This window comes from Streptomyces sp. S6 (assembly GCF_054880855.1).
The window spans coordinates 1-16,674 of record NZ_JBTYMC010000060.1 but is presented as its reverse complement, the minus strand read 5'-3'; the positions used below and the strand labels follow the sequence as shown (position 1 = coordinate 16,674).

Sequence of the window (16,674 nt, the reverse complement as noted above, 5' to 3'; positions counted from 1 at the left end):
GAACCACTACTCGGACCGCCACCACTGCCGCTACCGCGTGAACACCTCGAACGCCACCGCCGGACGTCCCCCGAAACGTTCCCCGACCTCCTGCGCGACCTCGGTCAGGAACCTCCGCGCATAGTGCTCGGGATCCTCGTCCGTCAGCGCCTCTATGTACGTCCGATGAGCCACCAGCGACGCCACCGCCCGGTCCAGCCCCTTCGTCGCGTCCACGGCGTGCGTAGGCGTCGACGACCCCGCCACCGCGACCCACCGCACCCCGTTCCACGGCTCAAGCCCCTGCTCGACCAGCTCCGGAAAGATCCACCGGTTCCCGGCATCGGCCGCCGCGTCCAGCGTCGCCCGGCCCACCGCCACGTGATCGGGGGTGTTCCAGACGGAGTCCCCCCAGGTGTCGCGGTGGTTGAGGGTGATCACCAGCTCGGGCCGGTGCCTGCGGATGGCCGCCGCGATGTCACGGCGCAGAGCCGGACCGTACTCGACCACGCCGTCCCGGTGGTCCAGGAACTCGACCGACGTGACGCCCACGACGGCGGCGCTGTCCCGCTGCTCCCGCTCCCGCAGCGGCGCGCACCGCGACGGGGGCAGGGTGTCGATGCCGGCCTCGCCCCGGGTGGCGAGGAGATAGGCGACCTCCTTCCCGGCGTCCGTCCAGACGGCCACGGCGGCGGACCCGCCGTACTCCAGGTCGTCGGGGTGGGCCACCACCGCCAGCGCCTTGTGCCAGTCGTCGGGGAGGGGTCGCAGTCGGTTCGTCATCACGCCTCGTCTCGGGTGAGGGCCAGCAGCCGGTCCAGGACACGCGGGCCGCCGGCTCGGATCCCGTCGTGCTCGAACTCGTCCGTCACCCAGGTCCGCAGGCCCTTGACCGCCCTCGCGGTCTCCAGGGAGTGCGGGGTGTGGACGTACAGGTCGTCGTGGTAGACCGCCGCCGCGACCGGGACCTCGTTCGCCGCGAGGCGGGCCCTGTCGTAGAGCGGGGCCCAGTCGGTGCGGGCGGCCAGCGCCTCGGCCGTCTCCTTGAGGGGGCGCAGGGCGGGGTCGTGGTCGAACATCCAGGGGTGGATGGTCTCGCCGGTGAACAGGAAGGGGTCGCCGACGCCGTCGAACTGGGGGAACTCGGCGCGGATCCGGTCCGCCGACCAGGCGGTGGGGCGGGCGTCCTGGCCGTAGATCGACTCGTGGACGAGGGCGTAGAGGGGGTTCTTCGCGTACGAGAGGTGGCTCTGGAGGTTCTCCCGGAACTCGTCGGAGAGCGCCTCGCCCTCGACGGTCGGGACGAACGCGTCCTCCAGGAGGTGGTGCAGACGGTGGCTGCCCTCGCCGCCGCCGAGGAGGATGCCGAGGCTGCGGAACCCGTCGACCGTGAGGAGTCCGCCGTTCGGGAGGGTCAGGGGGCGCTCCGCGAGGTGCTCGGCGATCCGGCGGGCCCGCTCGACGTCCTGCGGGTAGCGGGCGTAGTGCGCGGCGGCCTTGCGCTCCATGCGCGGGTAGGCGGCGCGGTAGACGTCGTCCGCGTGCGCGTCGAGGGACGGCAGCCCGCCCGTGATGCAGGCGGCGGCGAGGCCCTCGGGGGCCAGCGACAGGTACGTCACCGTGCAGAACCCGCCGTAGCTCTGCCCGAGCACCGTCCAGGGGGCGCCGCCGGTCAGCTCGCGGCGGATCAGCTCGCAGTCGCGGACGATGGAGTCGGCGCGGAAGTGCGTGAGGTACTCGGCCTGCTCGGCGGGACCGCCCCGCAGCGGGAGCGTCTGCCGGGTCGCCGGTGTCGAGTGCCCCGTCCCGCGCTGGTCGAGCAGCAGCACCCGGAACTCCCGCAGCGCCCGCCCCAGCCACCCCGGCCGCCCCACACTCCGCTCCGCCCCGAACCCCGGCCCGCCCTGGAGATACACCAGCCACGGCAGCTCCCGCCCGGCCTTCTCCCCGGCGACGACCTCACGGGCGTACAGCGAGACCGTCTCCCCGGCGGGGTCGGCGTGGTCGAGGGGGACGGTGAAGCGGTGGTCGGTGAGGACGAGGCCGGGCTGGCGGTAGGTTGCGGGCGTCAAGTGGGCTCCCGGGACGAGGGGACGGTCCCCCCATGATCACTCACCGCGCCGACAGACTCGACCTCCGCACCACCAGCTCCGGCTGGAGCACCACCCTGCGGTGCTCGTGCGCCCGCTTCGGCGTCTCCTCGTCGGTCTCCTCCAGGAGCAGATCGGCCGCCAACGCGCCCATGGTGACGGCGGGTTGGCGCACCGACGTGAGCGGCACCGCCGCTGCCGCCGCGAACTCGATGTCGTCGTAGCCGACGATCGCGAGGTCGTCGGGGACGTTGACGCCGGCCGCGTACATGGCCTGGAGGACACCGAGGGCGAGGAGGTCGTTCGCGCAGAACACGGCCGTGGGCCGGTCGGCGAGCCCCAGCAGACGGGCCCCCGCGTCGCGCCCGGCGGCGACGTCGAGCCGTTCGGTCGGCAGTTCCCGCAGCCGCTCGGGCCCGAGCCCCGCCTCGTCGAGCGCCTGGAGCGCGCCGGTACGGCGGTCGCGGACCTGGTTGAAGCCGGGCGGCCCGCTGACGTACGCGATGGACCGGTGCCCGGCGTCGAGGAGGTGCCGTACCGCAAGGGCGCCCCCGGCGACGTCGTCCACGGAGACGGAGCACTCGGTCGTCCCGTCGGACACCCGGTCGACCAGCACGAACGGGATACCGTGCCGCCGGAACGACGCTATGTTCCGCCCGGTCGCGTCAGCCGGCGTGAACAGCACCCCCCGCACCCGCTGCTCGGCGAACAGGGACAGGTACTCGGCCTCCTCGGTGACGCTCTCGGCGCTGTTGCACACCATCACCCCGAGCCCGGCGTGCCGCGCGGCCCGCTCCGCGCCCCGGGCGACGTCGACGAAGAACGGGTTGCCCATGTCGAGGACGAGCAGCCCCATGATCCGGCTGCGCCCGGCCCGCAGTTGCCGCGCCGACTCGCTGCGGACGTACCCGAGCCGGTCGATCGCGGACAGCACCCGCGCGCGCGTCTCGGTCGCGACGGTGTCCGGGCGGTTGATGACGTTGGAGACCGTGCCGACGGAGACCCCGGCGGCTCGGGCGACGTCCTTGATACCCACCGACTGTGCCATCGGACGGATACCTCCAGGTGGAACGGGGTGCGGCAGGCAGGACGTCACATTATCGTCCAGGGCCTCGCCGCGCCCCTGCGGGATCAGGCGGGCAGCGTGAAGTCGACGACGTGCAGCGCCGACGGCGTCGTCCCGCCGGACCTCTCCTGGTACATGAACGACAGGACGCCGTCGTCGGCGACCCGCGTCTCGTCGACGACGACCTCGCCGAACGCGTTCAGTCCGGAGCCGTCGTACAGGAGCGCCCAGTCCGTGTGGCCGGACGCCTTGGAGGCGGCGGCGATCCGGCCGAACGGGAGGATCGCGTAGGCGTTGTCGTACCGGTCGAGGACCAGCTTGGTGCGCTGGCTGGAGTTCAGCGGGACCGGGATCTCGGTCTTCCGCCAGCTGTCCGAGCTGTCCTTGCGCAGGTGGAAGGCGCGTCCGCTCGCGGTGCGGTCCTTGACGTAGTCGGTCGTGCACTGCCCGAACCGGCCTGGGACGTACGAGATGATCGCGTGCGGCAGACCGGCGGAGTCGGTGGTCTGGCTCTCCTGGTTCATCAGGGAGTGGTCCGGGTCGAGGGCGTCGACGACGAGCCCGCTGTCCGTCACCGCGACTTTGTCCGTCCCGCCGGTGGTCCCGACGACCGTCCCCGCGTCGTTGCGCCAGGTGCGGCCCCGGTCGTCGGAGTAGACGTAGCCGGTGTCGTGGTTGGTGATGCCGCCCGGCGAGCACATCACCGCGCCGTTCTGCTCCCGCCAGGTGAACAGGGAGTGCAGGCGGCCGTTTTGGTCGTAGTCGATGCCGTGGAGGTACATGTTGCGGGCCGTCGAGGAGCCGTGCTCGCTGGTGTACGTGCCCGTCGAGCTGGTCCACTCCCCCAGTGCCGTCCACCCCGAACCGTCGTACTCGGCAAGGGCGTTGCGGCCGTTGCCGGAGACTGCGACCCGGTAGCTGAGCTGCAACTTGCCTTCCGGCGTTGCGATGAACTGCGGGTAGGTGAACTGGGAGGTGAGGGCGAGGCCGTCGAGCGTGGTCCGGACGGGGCCGAAGACGGACGAAGTCCAGGCGGTGGACGCCGGGTTGTCCAGGAGGCCCGCGATCGACTTCACGTAGAAGAAGCCGTCGCTGTGCGAGTCCATGTTGAGGTGGAGGCGGCCGTCCGTCTTGGAGACGCCCATGGAGATCACGTTGTGGGAGTCGCTCGCCTTGAGCTGGTGGGAGAGCGTGACCGTGGACCAGGTGTCGGCGCCCAGCGCGCGGCGGGCGACGACCGCGTTCCGGGTGGCCGTGTACCAGACGGCGTACTGGTGGCCCTGATAGGTCAACAGGCCGTTCTTCTGGAAGGAGTTGTTGTTGACCAGGCCGTCGTAGGAGACGAAGAAGACGGCCTGGTCGTCGAGTCGGGTACGGCTCTTGAGTGTGACGGAGGGGCCGGGGTCGGCCGCCCGTGCGATGCCCGGCGTGCTCACGGCGGCAATTATGGCGGTCGTGAGAACAGCGCGTCTCTTCATCAGCGGCTCCAGCTAGGCGAGGTGGAAGACCTCGGTGAGCGGTTTCATGGCCTCGTCCGGGCGGGCGCCGTCCAGCGACTCGAAGAACGGCGCCATCTCGGCCTGCCAGCGGGCGTTGACGTCGGCGGCCTCCATCCCGGCCTGCGCGGCGGCGAAGTCGTCGGTCTCCAAGTAGCCGACGAGGAGGCCGTCTTCACGCAGGAACAGCGAGTAGTTGCGCCAGCCGGTGGCGCTCAGCGCCGCCAGCATCTCGGGCCACACCTGGGTGTGGCGTTCGCGGTACTCGTCGAGCCGGTCGGCACGGACTTTCAACAGAAAGCACACCCGCTGCATCAACGCCCCCAAAACACTCAGAAGTTGAACTGGTCGATGTTCTTCGCGTCGAACACCGTCGGCTTGCCCAGCGTGATCACGCCGTTCGCACCGATCGTGTAGGACATCGCCCCCGCCTTGAACGTCTCGCCCTCCTTGCCGCTGATCTGCCCCGAGGCCAGCGCGACGGCGGTGCGGGCCGCGAGGTCGCCCAGTTTCGCCGGGTCCCACAGCTCGAACGCGTCGACCGTGCCGTTCTTGACGTACTTGCGCATGTCGTTGGGGGTGCCGAGGCCGGTCAGCTTGACCTTGCCCTTGTACTTGGAGCCGGAGAGGTACTGGGCGGCGGCCTTGATGCCGACGGTGGTCGGGGAGATGATCCCCTTCAGGTTCGGGTACTCCTGGAGGAGGCCCTGGGTCTGCTGGAAGGACTGCTGCGCGTCGTCGTTGCCGTAGACGGTCTTGACGAGCTTGACGTCCTTGTACTTCGGGTCCTTGAGTTCTTCCTTCATGAACCCGATCCACGCGTTCTGGTTGGTGGCGGTCTGCGCGGCCGACAGGATCGCGATCTCGCCCTTGTAGCCGATCTGTTCGGCGAGCAGTTGCACCTCGGTACGGCCCAAGTCCTCCCCGCTCGCCTGCGAGATGAAGGCGTTTCGGCACTCCGGATCGGTGTCCGAGTCGTAGGTGACGACCTTGATGCCGTTGCTCATCGCCTGCTTCAGCGCGGTGCACAGCGCGCCCGGGTCCTGCGCGGAGACGGCCATCGCGTCGACCTGCTGCTGGGTCAGCGTGTTGACGTAACTGACCTGCCCTGCCGTGTCGGTGGCGCTGGAGGGGCCCACCTCCTTGTAGGAGGAGCCGAGTTCCTTCAGCGCGGTCTCACCGCCCTTGTCGGCGGAGGTGAAGTAGGGGTTGTTGACCTGCTTCGGCAGGAAGCCGACGGTCAGCCCTTTCTTCGTGGCCGCGTTCGGATCGGCCTTTCCGCCGGTCTTCGCGGCGCCGCTGTTCTCCGACTTCACGTCGTCCTTGGTGGTGCCGCCGCACGCGGTGGCGGTGAGGGCGAGCGAGGAGACGGCGGCGAGGGCGACGCAGGCGCGGCGGAGGGTCCTCTTGTTCATGACGGGCTCCCTAGGAATGTGTGTGACTGGTGGCGGCTTGTCTGCCCGCCCTGGCGAGGGAGATCTGGCGTGCGACCCGAGGCGCGAGCACGGAGACGACCAGCAGGACGCCGGTGACGACGATCTGCGACTGGGCGGAGACGTCCTTGAGGCTCATGACGTTCTGCGCGGTGCCCAGCAGGAACACCCCGGCGATCGCGCCGCCCAGGGTGCCCTTGCCGCCGTCGAAGTCGATCCCGCCGAGCAACACGGCGGCGATGACGGAGAGTTCGAGGCCGGTGGCGTTGTCGTAGCGGGCGCTGGCGTAGTGCAGGGCCCAGAAGACGCCGGTCAGCGAGGCCATCAGGCCGGTGACGGTGAACAGGATCAGCTTGCCCCGCCGAACCCGCACGCCCGCGAACCGCGCGGCCTCCTCGCCGGCGCCGATCGCGAACACGGACCGCCCGAAGGGGGTGGCGTGCAGGACGACGACGGCGACGGCGAGCAGCACGAGGAACGGCAGGAACGCCTGGGGCAGGAAGCTGTCCCCGACGCGTCCGGCGGCGAAGTCGAGGTACGGGGACGGGAAGTCGGTGACCGCGTCGGAGCCGAGGACGATCTGCGCGATCCCCCGGTAGGCGGCGAGCGTCCCGATGGTGACGGCGAGCGAGGGCAGTCCGAGCCGGGTGACGAGCAGCCCGTTGACGAGCCCGCACACCACGCCGAGCACGAGGCAGACCGGGATGATCGACTCGATCGTCATCCCCTGGTTCCACAACTGCCCCATGACGGCGCCGGAGAGCCCCGCGGTGGACGCCACCGACAGGTCGATCTCCCCGGACACGACGAGCATCGTCATCGGCAGCGCGACGAGTGCGATGGGCAGCGTGTTGCCCAGCAGGAACGACAGGTTGAGCGCGTTGCCGAACCCGTCCACGGTGGAGAAGGAGAGCAGCAGCAGGGCGACGAGCAGGGCACCGACGACGGTGTCCCAGCGGACGGCCCTGGTCAGGGACTCAGGCACGGGACTCCCCCTTCTTCTGAACGGCGTTGTCCACACCGGCGATCCGCACGGCGGCCGACCTCTTCTTCAGCGCGGCGGCCACCCGCACCGCGACCACCCGGTCCACGGCGATGGCGAGCAGCAGCAGGACTCCGTTGATGGCGAGCACCCACACGGAGCTGACCCCGAGCGCGGGCAGCACGCTGTTGATCGACGTCAGCAGCAGCGCGCCCAGCGCGGCCCCGTACACGCTGCCGGACCCGCCCGTGAAGACGACCCCGCCGACCACGACGGCGCTGACGACGGTCAGCTCGTACCCGCTGCCCGTCCCGGAGTCGACGTTCCCGAACCGGGCCAGGTACAGCGCCCCGGCGAGTCCGGCGAGGCCCCCGCAGAAGGTGTAGGCGGCGAGGATCCGCTTGCGGACGGGGATCCCGGCGAGCCGCGCGGCCTCCGGGTTGGAGCCGAGCGCGTACAGCTCGCGCCCGCTGCCGAAGTGCTTGAGGTAGTAGGCGGTCGCGACGAGCACCGCGAGGGCGATGAGCGCGAGGTAGGGCACCGCCGAGAGGCCGCCGGAGCCGAAGTCGACGAACCCGCCGGGCAGGTCGGCCGCGGTGATCTGGCGCGATCCGACCCAGATGGAGTCGATGCCCCGGACGATGTAGAGCGTGCCGAGGGTGACGACGAGGGCGGGCACCTGGCCGAGGCTGACGAGCAGCCCGTTCAGCAGCCCGAACCCGACCCCCAGCAGTACGGCGAGGGCGATCGCGACGACCGTGTTCCCGCCGCCGTGCAGGTAGGTGCCGGCGGCGAAGGCGCTGATGCCGAGGGTGGAGCCGACGGACAGGTCGACGTTGCGGGTGATGACGACCAGCGACTGGCCGGTGGCGACGAGGACGAGGATCGTCGCGTTGAGCAGGAGGTCCTTGATGCCCTGCTCGGAGAGGAACTCGCTGTTCCCGGCCTGGGTGACGGCGATCATCACCAGGAAGACGGCCAGGATGGCGAGTTCGCGCATCTTGAAGACGCGGTCGACGAGCCGGGTTCCGGAGGACTTCGGCACCTCGACGGGGAGGGCGCTCATACGGTCCTCCCGGTGGCTGCGGCCATCACCGTCTCCTCGGTGGCGTCGGATCGGGGGATCTCGGCGGTGAGCCGGCCCTCGTGCATGACGAGGACGCGGTCGGCCATGCCGAGGATCTCGGGCAGGTCGGAGGAGATCATCAGGACGGCGACGCCGTCGGCGGCCAGCTCGCTCAGCAGGCGGTGCACCTCGGCCTTCGTGCCGACGTCGATGCCCCGGGTGGGTTCGTCGACGATGAGCACCTGGGGGCGGGTCGCCAGCCATTTCGCGAGGACGACCTTCTGCTGGTTCCCACCCGAAAGAGTGCTGACCGTGTCGGCCAGCCGGGCGTACTTGACCTGGAGCTTCACGGCCCAGTCGAGGGACCGGCTGCGTTCGGCGCCCCGGTCCATGAGGCCGGCCCGCACGGTCGTCCGCAGTCCGGTGAGGCCGATGTTCCGCTCGATGGACATGTCCATCACGAGGCCCTGGGCGCGGCGGTCCTCGGGGACCAGGGCGAGGCCGGAGGCCATGGCGACGGAGGGGGCGCCGTTGGTGAGGGGCCTGCCGTCGACGGTGACCTCTCCGGCGTCCCAGCGGTCGATGCCGAACACGGCCCGCGCGACCTCGGTGCGGCCGGCCCCGACGAGCCCGGCGAGGCCGACGATCTCGCCGCGCCGCACGTCGAAGGAGACGTCCGTGAAGACGCCCTCGCGGGTCAGGCGGCGCACGCTGAGGGCGACGGCGCCGGGGGTGACGTCCTGCTTCGGGTACAGCTCGTCGAGGTCGCGGCCGACCATGCGGCGCACGAGGTCGTCCTCGGTCATGCCGTCGATCGGCTCGCTCGCGATCAGGGCGCCGTCGCGCAGCGTCGTGACCTTCTGGCAGATCCGGAAGATCTCCTCCAGCCGGTGCGAGATGAACAGCACCGCGGCGCCCTGTTCGCGCAGGGTGCGGACGACGCCGAAGAGGCGGGCGACCTCGCTGCCGGTGAGGGCGGCGGTCGGCTCGTCCATGATCAGGACGCGGGCGTCGAAGGAGAGGGCCTTGGCGATCTCGACGATCTGCTGGTCGGCGATGGACAGGCCGCGTGCGGGGCGGTCGGGGTCGAGGGCGACGCCGAGCCGGGCCAGCAGGGCGGCGGTCGCGTCACGGGTGGCCTTGTGGTCGATGCGGCCGAGGGTGCGGCGTGGCCGGCGGCCCATGAAGATGTTCTCGGCGATCGACAGGTCGGGGAAGAGCGTCGGTTCCTGGTAGATGACGGCGATTCCGGCGTCCCGGGCGTCGCCGGGGCCGTGGAAGGCGACCGGTACGCCGTCGAGGAGCACCTGTCCGGCGTCCGGCCGGTGCACCCCCGCAAGGGTCTTGATCAGCGTCGACTTGCCCGCGCCGTTCTCCCCGGCGAGGGCGTGCACCTCGCCGGGGAACAGCTCCAGACTGACGCCGCGCAGCGCCCGGACGGCGCCGAACGACTTGGCGACGTCCCGCAGCGCCAGCACCGGGCCGGGTCCCTCGTCGGACGGGTGGGTCATGGGAACTCCTCGACGACGCCCGGCGGTGAGCCCCCACGACGTCGTGAAAGGTTTCAACTGGATTGCCGGGACCGTAGACACCACGGGCATGTCACGTCAATGGGGGCGTCCCGAAAAGCCCGAGGGGTTGACACTCCTGCGGCGTGCTCATAGCTTCCCTCTCTGAATCGTTTCATCCGAGTCTGCCACTGGAGCCCGAAGTGACCGATCTCGCCGCGGTGAAGGCCGCGCTGAAGAACCAAGCCGTCGAGACGCCGTCGTGGGCGTACGGGAACTCGGGAACCAGGTTCAAGGTGTTCGCCCAGCAAGGGGTTCCCCGATCGCCGTGGGAGAAGCTGGACGACGCCGCCCAGGTCCACGCGTTCACCGGTGCGGCCCCGACCGTGGCCCTACACATTCCGTGGGACAAGGTCGAGGACTACGCGGCACTCGCGCAACATGCGCGGGAGCGGGGGCTGAAACTCGGCACGATCAACTCGAACACGTTCCAGGACGACGATTTCAAGCTCGGCAGCGTGTGTCACGCGGACGCCGCCGTACGCCGTAAGGCCGTGGCCCATCTCCTGGAGTGCGTCGACATCATGGACGCCACCGGGTCCCGGGATCTGAAGCTCTGGTTCGCCGACGGGACGAACTACCCCGGTCAGGACGACATCGTCGCCCGGCAGGAGCGGCTCGGGGAGGCCCTGTCCGAGGTGTACGCGCGGCTCGGGGACGGGCAGCGGATGCTCCTTGAGTACAAGTTCTTCGAGCCGGCGTTCTACACGACCGACGTGCCCGACTGGGGGACGGCCTACGCGCACTGCCTGAAGCTCGGGCCGAAGGCTCAGGTGGTCGTCGACACGGGGCATCACGCGCCGGGGACCAACATCGAATTCATCGTGGCGCTGCTGCTGCGGGAGGGGAAGCTCGGGGGCTTCGACTTCAACTCCCGGTTCTACGCGGACGACGATCTGATGGTGGGGGCCGCGGATCCGTTCCAGTTGTTCCGGATCATGTACGAGGTGATCCGTGGTGGGGGGTTCGCCGCGTCGTCCGGGGTGGCGTTCATGCTGGATCAGTGCCACAACCTTGAGGCGAAGATTCCGGCGATCATCCGGTCCGTGATGAATGTGCAGGAGGCCACCGCCAAGGCGTTGCTGGTGGACCGGGAGGCGTTGGCAAAGGCTCAGGTCGCGGGGGATGTGCTGGGCGCCAACGCGGTGTTGATGGACGCGTTCGACACGGATGTGCGGCCGTTGCTGCGGGAGGTGCGCGAGGAGCTGGGGCTGGACGGGGATCCCGTCGGGGCGTACTCGCGGTCGGGGTGGGCAGGGAAGATCGTGGCCGAGCGTGTCGGTGGGCAGCAGGCGGGTTGGGGGGCGTGAGCCGTCCGCCTGGTTCCGAACCCCTGAAAACTCTTTGGAAGCCGAGGAAGTCCATGTCCACCCATCCCGAAGCCGCCGCCCTCCTCTCCCGGTCCCACCGGCTCGGTGCCGACCCCCGCAACACCAACTACGCCGGCGGCAACGCCTCCGCCAAGGGAACCGCCACCGACCCCGTGACCGGCGGGGACGTCGAGTTGATGTGGGTCAAGGGGTCCGGGGGCGACCTCGGGACGCTCACCGAGGACGGGCTCGCGGTGTTGCGGCTGGACCGGCTGCACGCGCTCAAGGGGGTGTACCCCGGCGTCGAGCGCGAGGACGAGATGGTCGCCGCGTTCGACTACTGCCTGCACGGAAAGGGTGGGGCGGCGCCGTCCATCGACACCGCCATGCACGGCCTCGTCGACGCCGCGCACGTCGATCATCTGCACCCGGACTCCGGGATCGCGCTGGCCTGCGCCGCCGACGGGGAGAAGCTGACCGCCGAGTGTTTCGGCGACACGGTCGCGTGGGTGCCGTGGCGGCGGCCGGGGTTCCAGCTGGGCCTGGACATCGCGGCGATCAAGGAGGCGAACCCGCAGGCGATCGGCGTGATCCTGGGCGGGCACGGGATCACCGCCTGGGGGCAGACGGCGGACGAGTGCGAGCGCAACTCGCTGCACATCATCCGGACCGCCGAGGAGTTCCTCGCGGCGAGGGGCAAGGCCGAGCCGTTCGGGCCGACGCTTGAGGGGTACGGGGCTCTCCCCGACGCCGAGCGACGGGAGCGGGCCGCCGCCCTCGCGCCGCACGTACGGGCGCTCGCCTCCGCCGACAAGGCGCAGGTGGGCCACTTCGACGACGCCGCGCCCGTCCTGGAGTTCCTGTCCCGCGCCGAGCACCCCCGGCTCGCGGCGCTGGGGACGTCGTGCCCGGACCACTTCCTGCGCACGAAGGTCCGGCCGCTCGTCCTCGACCTGCCGCCGGCCGCCCCGCTGGAGGAGGCGGTGGCGCGGCTGAAGGAGCTGCACGCGCGGTACCGGGAGGAGTACGCCGCCTACTACGCGCGGCACGCCGTGGCGGACTCTCCCGCCCTGCGCGGCGCGGACCCGGCGATCGTCCTGGTGCCGGGCGTCGGGATGTTCTCCTTCGGGAAGGACAAGCAGACCGCGCGGGTCGCCGGGGAGTTCTACGTCAACGCGATCAACGTGATGCGCGGCGCCGAGGCGGTCTCGTCGTACGCGCCGATCGAGGAGTCGGAGAAGTTCCGGATCGAGTACTGGGCGCTGGAGGAGGCCAAGCTCCGGCGGATGCCGGAGCCCAAGGCGCTGGCGACGCGGGTGGCGCTGGTGACGGGCGCCGGGAGCGGGATCGGGAAGGCCGTCGCCCGGCGGCTGGTGGCCGAGGGCGCGTGTGTGGTCGTCGCGGACCTCGACGGTGACAACGCGGCTGCCGTGGCGGAGGAGTTGGGGGGCTCCGACAAGGCCGTCGCCGTGACTGTCGACGTGACGTCGGAGGAGCAGATCGTCGCGGCGTTCAAGGCGGCCGTGCTCGCGTTCGGCGGGGTCGATCTGGTGGTGAACAACGCGGGGATCTCCATCTCCAAGCCGCTGCTTGAGACTTCGGCGAAGGACTGGGATCTCCAGCACGACATCATGGCGCGCGGGTCGTTCCTGGTGTCGCGGGAGGCGGCGCGGGTGATGGCCGCGCAGGGGATCGGCGGGGACGTCGTCTACATCGCGTCCAAGAACTCGGTGTTCGCCGGTCCGAACAACATCGCGTACTCGGCGACCAAGGCCGACCAGGCACATCAAGTGCGGTTGCTGGCCGCCGAGTTGGGTGAGCACGGCATCCGGGTCAACGGGGTCAACCCGGACGGCGTCGTACGCGGGTCCGGGATCTTCGCGGGCGGGTGGGGTGCGCAGCGGGCGGCGACCTACGGGATCGAGGAGGAGAAGCTCGGGGAGTTCTACGCGCAGCGGACCATCCTCAAGCGCGAGGTGCTGCCCGAGCACGTCGCCAATGCCGTGTTCGCGCTGACCGGCGGGGAGTTGACGCACACCACCGGGCTGCACGTCCCGGTCGACGCCGGCGTGGCCGCCGCCTTCCTCCGGTGAGCGGGCGTCGGAGGACGTACGCGGCCGTCGACCTGGGCGCCTCCAGCGGGCGCGTGATGGTCGGCCGCGTGAGCCCCGAGTCCCTGGAGCTGACGGAGGCGCACCGGTTCACCAACCGTCCGGTGCGCGTCCCGGAAGGGCTGCGGTGGGACGTGCTCGCCCTGTACGCGGGGGTGTTGGACGGGCTGCGGGCGGCCGGGCGGGTGGACTCCGTCGGCATCGACAGCTGGGCCGTGGACTACGGGCTGCTGGACGCGCACGGCGCGCTGCTCGGCAACCCCGTGCACTACCGGGACTCCCGCACGGACGAGGTCGCGGAGAAGGTGTGGGCGAGCGTCCCGGCCGCCGAGCTGTACGCGGCGACCGGGGTGCAGTACGCGCCGTTCAACACCCTGTACCAGCTCGCGGCGGAGCGACTCGGCGGTGCGCGGCGGCTGTTGCTGATCCCGGACCTGCTGACGTACTGGCTGACCGGGGAGCAGGGCACCGAGCTGACCAACGCCTCGACGACCCAGCTGATCGACCCCAACACCCGGGACTGGTCGCGGACGGTCGCGGAACGGGTCGGCGTCGACCTGGAGTTGTTCGCGCCCTTGCGGCAACCCGGCGACCGTGCCGGGGAGTTGCTGCCCGCCGTGCTGGAGGAGACGGGCCTCACCGGACCCGTGCCGGTGACGGCGGTCGCCTCGCACGACACCGCGTCCGCCGTGGCCGCCGTCCCGGCCGGCGGTGAGCGGTTCGCGTACATCAGCACGGGCACCTGGTCGCTGGCCGGTCTGGAGCTGGCCGCGCCGGTCCTCACCGAGGAGAGCCGGGCCGCGAACTTCACCAACGAGCTGGGCATCGACGGGACCGTCCGCTACCTGCGCAACATCATGGGGCTGTGGCTGCTCCAGGAGTGCGTACGGGCCTGGGGCGAGCCGGAGTTGGGGGTGCTCCTGCGGGAGGCCGCCGCCGCGCCCGCCCTGCGGTCGGTGGTGGACGCGGGGGACGCCGGGTTCCTCGCGCCGGGCCGAATGCCGAAGCGAATCGCCGAGGCGTGCCGGGCGTCGGGGCAGCCCGTCCCGCAGTCCCGGGGTGAGATCACGCGCTGCATCCTGGACTCCCTCGCGCTGGCGCATCGCCGGGCGGTGGAGGACGCCCAGCGGCTCGCCGACCACCCCGTGGACGTCGTCCATGTCGTCGGCGGCGGTACCCGTAACGCGCTGCTGTGCCAGTTGACGGCGGACGCCTGCGGGCTGCCGGTCGTCGCGGGGCCGACGGAGGCCGCCGCGCTCGGGAACGTGCTCGTGCAGGCGCGGGCGGACGGACTGGTCGGGGAGCGGGCGGACCTGCGGCGGCTGCTGGTGCGGAGCCTGCCGCTGACCCGGTACGAGCCGCAGGGCGGGACGGACCGCTGGCGGGAGGCGCAGGAGCGGCTCGGGAGCATGTCCTGAGAAGTCGCCCTGTCCTGGTCCCCCGTCTCCGACTACCCTGCACTCATCCGATGACTGACCCCGAGGAGCCGCGATGCGTGTCGCTCTGTTCCTGACCTGTGTCAACGACACGCTGTATCCGGACACAGGCCGGGCCGTGGTGAAGCTGCTGACCAGACTGGGGGTCAAGGTGGACTTCCCGATGGCGCAGACGTGCTGCGGGCAGGCCCACTACAACACCGGCTACCGGCATCAGGCGGAACCACTGGCCCGGCATTTCTCCGATGTCTTCGGCGGGTACGACGCGATCGTCACGCCGTCCGGGTCGTGCGGGGCGATGGTGCGGGAGCTGTATCCGCGCATGGGCGAGCGGGCGCGGGCGGAGGGCCGGGGGGACGGGCTGGCGGCGGTGCTCGCGCCGGTCGTCCCGAAGACGTACGAGCTGACGGAGTTCCTGGTGGACGTGCTGGGGGTGACCGATGTGGGGGCCTGGTACCCGCACAAGGTGACCTATCACCCGACGTGTCACGGGCTGCGCGGCCTCGGGCTCGGCGGGCGGCCGTACCAGCTCCTGAAGGCCGTCAAGGGGCTTGAGCTGGTGGAGCTGCCGGGGGCGGAGGAGTGCTGCGGGTTCGGGGGCACCTTCTCCGTGAAGAACTCCGACGTCTCGGCGGCGATGGGCGCGGACAAGGTCCGCAACGCGGCGGCCACGGGCGCGGAGGTGCTGTGCGCCGCCGACAACTCGTGCCTGATGCACATCGGCGGCACGATGACCCGTACGGCCTCGGACATGCGGCCGGTGCACATCGCGGAGATCCTGGCGAGCACGGAGGAGGAACCCGCCGTATGAGCGGAACGTTCGTAGGAATGCCGGCGTTCCCGGTCGCCGCGAAGGACGCCGTCGGCAACGCGACCCTGCGGGGGAATCTGCGGCACGCCACGCACACCATCCGTGCCAAGCGCGCCAAGGCCGTCGCCGAGGTGTCGGACTGGGCGGAGCTGCGCGAGGCGGGCAAGCGGATCAAAGACCACACGCTGCGCCGTCTCGACGACTACCTCGTGCAGTTGGAGGCGGCGGTGCAGGCGGCGGGCGGGACCGTGCACTGGGCGGCCGACGCCGACGAGGCGAACCGGATCGTGACCCGGCTGGTGAAGGAGACCGGGGAGTCGGAGGTCGTCAAGGTCAAGTCGATGGCGACGCAGGAGATCGGGCTGAACGAGGCCCTCGAAGCGGCCGGCATCCGCGCCTACGAGACCGATCTCGCCGAGCTGATCGTCCAGTTGGGCAAGGACCGCCCCTCGCACATCCTCGTCCCGGCGATCCACCGCAACCGGGGTGAGATCCGGGACATCTTCCGCACCGAGATGAGCGAGTGGGGCCGCCCGGCGCCCGAGGGCCTCACCGACACGCCCGCCGAACTCGCCGAAGCCGCCCGCCTGCACCTGCGGGAGAAGTTCCTGCGGGCCAAGGTCGGTGTCTCCGGCGCGAACTTCATGGTCGCCGAGACGGGCACCCTCGTCGTCGTCGAGTCGGAGGGCAACGGCCGTATGTGCCTCACCCTCCCCGAGACGCTGATCTCGGTCGTCGGCATCGAAAAAATCGTCCCGACCTGGCAGGACCTGGAGGTCTTCCTCCAGACCCTCCCGCGCTCCTCGACCGCCGAGCGCATGAACCCGTACACCTCCACCTGGACGGGCACGACGGACGGCGACGGCCCGCGCGTCTTCCATCTCGTCCTGCTGGACAACGGCCGCACCGACACCCTCGCCGACGAGGTCGGCCGCCAGGCCCTGCGCTGCATCCGCTGCTCGGCCTGCCTGAACGTCTGCCCGGTCTACGAGCGGGCCGGCGGACACGCCTACGGCTCGGTGTACCCGGGCCCGATCGGCGCGATCCTCAGCCCCCAGCTCCGGGGCACGGCGAGCGAGATCGACGCCTCCCTCCCGTACGCGTCGTCGCTGTGCGGGGCGTGCTACGAGGTGTGTCCGGTCGCCATCGACATCCCCGAGGTGCTGGTGCACCTGCGGGAGCGGGTCGTGCAGGGCGGGCCGGTCGTGCGGGGCGGCAACCGGGTGGTGCTCAAGCCGGCGAAGGGGCATGCCGCCGAGCGGGCCGCGATGCGGGCGGCCGGCTGGGCCTTCGGACGGCCCGGGGCGCTGCGCACGGGACAGCGGC

Annotated in this window: 14 protein-coding genes; 5 read left to right on the top strand and 9 right to left on the bottom strand. The window is 70.9% G+C overall.

Annotated elements, in window-relative coordinates; all coding sequences use genetic code 11:
* Positions 1-30: 30 nt before the first annotated feature.
* From ACVNF4_RS11430 to ACVNF4_RS11390, 9 genes are all read right to left on the bottom strand, one after another.
* Positions 31-762 carry a PIG-L deacetylase family protein gene (locus ACVNF4_RS11430; RefSeq protein ID WP_461802626.1) on the bottom strand — a complete coding sequence of 244 codons (732 nt, stop codon included), beginning with the start codon at positions 760-762 and terminating at the stop codon, positions 31-33.
* Entirely contained in the window at positions 762-2,051 is a 1,290-nt protein-coding gene (locus tag ACVNF4_RS11425; protein WP_461802625.1) for an alpha/beta fold hydrolase, read from the bottom strand. The genes ACVNF4_RS11430 and ACVNF4_RS11425 overlap by 1 nt, the downstream gene beginning before the upstream one ends.
* 40 nt (positions 2,052-2,091) lie before the next feature.
* The gene (locus tag ACVNF4_RS11420) at positions 2,092-3,117 is read right to left on the bottom strand and encodes a LacI family DNA-binding transcriptional regulator (protein WP_461802624.1); all 1,026 of its coding nucleotides are present in this window, start codon (positions 3,115-3,117) and stop codon (positions 2,092-2,094) included.
* Positions 3,118-3,200: 83 nt separating this feature from the next.
* Complete coding sequence (locus ACVNF4_RS11415) at positions 3,201-4,613, bottom strand: BNR repeat-containing protein (RefSeq protein WP_461802623.1); 1,413 nt, start codon at positions 4,611-4,613, stop codon at positions 3,201-3,203.
* Positions 4,614-4,625: 12 nt separating this feature from the next.
* Positions 4,626-4,946: an L-rhamnose mutarotase gene (locus ACVNF4_RS11410; protein WP_461802622.1), complete on the bottom strand. Its 321-nt coding sequence runs from the start codon at positions 4,944-4,946 to the stop codon at positions 4,626-4,628.
* 17 nt (positions 4,947-4,963) lie between these two features.
* Positions 4,964-6,046 carry a rhamnose ABC transporter substrate-binding protein gene (gene rhaS, locus ACVNF4_RS11405; RefSeq protein WP_461802621.1) on the bottom strand — a complete coding sequence of 361 codons (1,083 nt, stop codon included), beginning with the start codon at positions 6,044-6,046 and terminating at the stop codon, positions 4,964-4,966.
* A 10-nt stretch (positions 6,047-6,056) separates the two neighbouring features.
* Positions 6,057-7,049: an ABC transporter permease gene (locus ACVNF4_RS11400; protein ID WP_461802620.1), complete on the bottom strand. Its 993-nt coding sequence runs from the start codon at positions 7,047-7,049 to the stop codon at positions 6,057-6,059.
* Positions 7,042-8,112: an ABC transporter permease gene (locus tag ACVNF4_RS11395; RefSeq protein WP_461802619.1), complete on the bottom strand. Its 1,071-nt coding sequence runs from the start codon at positions 8,110-8,112 to the stop codon at positions 7,042-7,044. Before ACVNF4_RS11395 ends, ACVNF4_RS11400 begins: the two co-directional genes overlap by 8 nt.
* Positions 8,109-9,623, bottom strand: coding sequence for a sugar ABC transporter ATP-binding protein (locus tag ACVNF4_RS11390; RefSeq protein WP_461802618.1), 1,515 nt, complete (start codon positions 9,621-9,623; stop codon positions 8,109-8,111). The genes ACVNF4_RS11395 and ACVNF4_RS11390 overlap by 4 nt, the downstream gene beginning before the upstream one ends.
* Before the next feature lie 200 nt (positions 9,624-9,823).
* Between ACVNF4_RS11390 and rhaI the strand changes: the two genes are divergently transcribed.
* From rhaI to ACVNF4_RS11365, 5 genes are all read left to right on the top strand, one after another.
* Positions 9,824-10,990: an L-rhamnose isomerase gene (rhaI, locus tag ACVNF4_RS11385; RefSeq protein ID WP_461802617.1), complete on the top strand. Its 1,167-nt coding sequence runs from the start codon at positions 9,824-9,826 to the stop codon at positions 10,988-10,990.
* A 53-nt stretch (positions 10,991-11,043) separates the two neighbouring features.
* Complete coding sequence (locus tag ACVNF4_RS11380) at positions 11,044-13,083, top strand: bifunctional aldolase/short-chain dehydrogenase (RefSeq protein ID WP_461802616.1); 2,040 nt, start codon at positions 11,044-11,046, stop codon at positions 13,081-13,083.
* A gap of 56 nt (positions 13,084-13,139) precedes the next feature.
* The gene (locus tag ACVNF4_RS11375) at positions 13,140-14,519 is read left to right on the top strand and encodes a rhamnulokinase (RefSeq protein ID WP_461802637.1); all 1,380 of its coding nucleotides are present in this window, start codon (positions 13,140-13,142) and stop codon (positions 14,517-14,519) included.
* Positions 14,520-14,592: 73 nt separating this feature from the next.
* Entirely contained in the window at positions 14,593-15,348 is a 756-nt protein-coding gene (locus ACVNF4_RS11370) for a (Fe-S)-binding protein (protein ID WP_461802615.1), read from the top strand.
* A partial coding sequence (locus ACVNF4_RS11365; RefSeq protein WP_461802614.1) for a LutB/LldF family L-lactate oxidation iron-sulfur protein occupies positions 15,345-16,674 on the top strand: 1,330 nt, incomplete at its 3' end. The genes ACVNF4_RS11370 and ACVNF4_RS11365, both read left to right, overlap by 4 nt.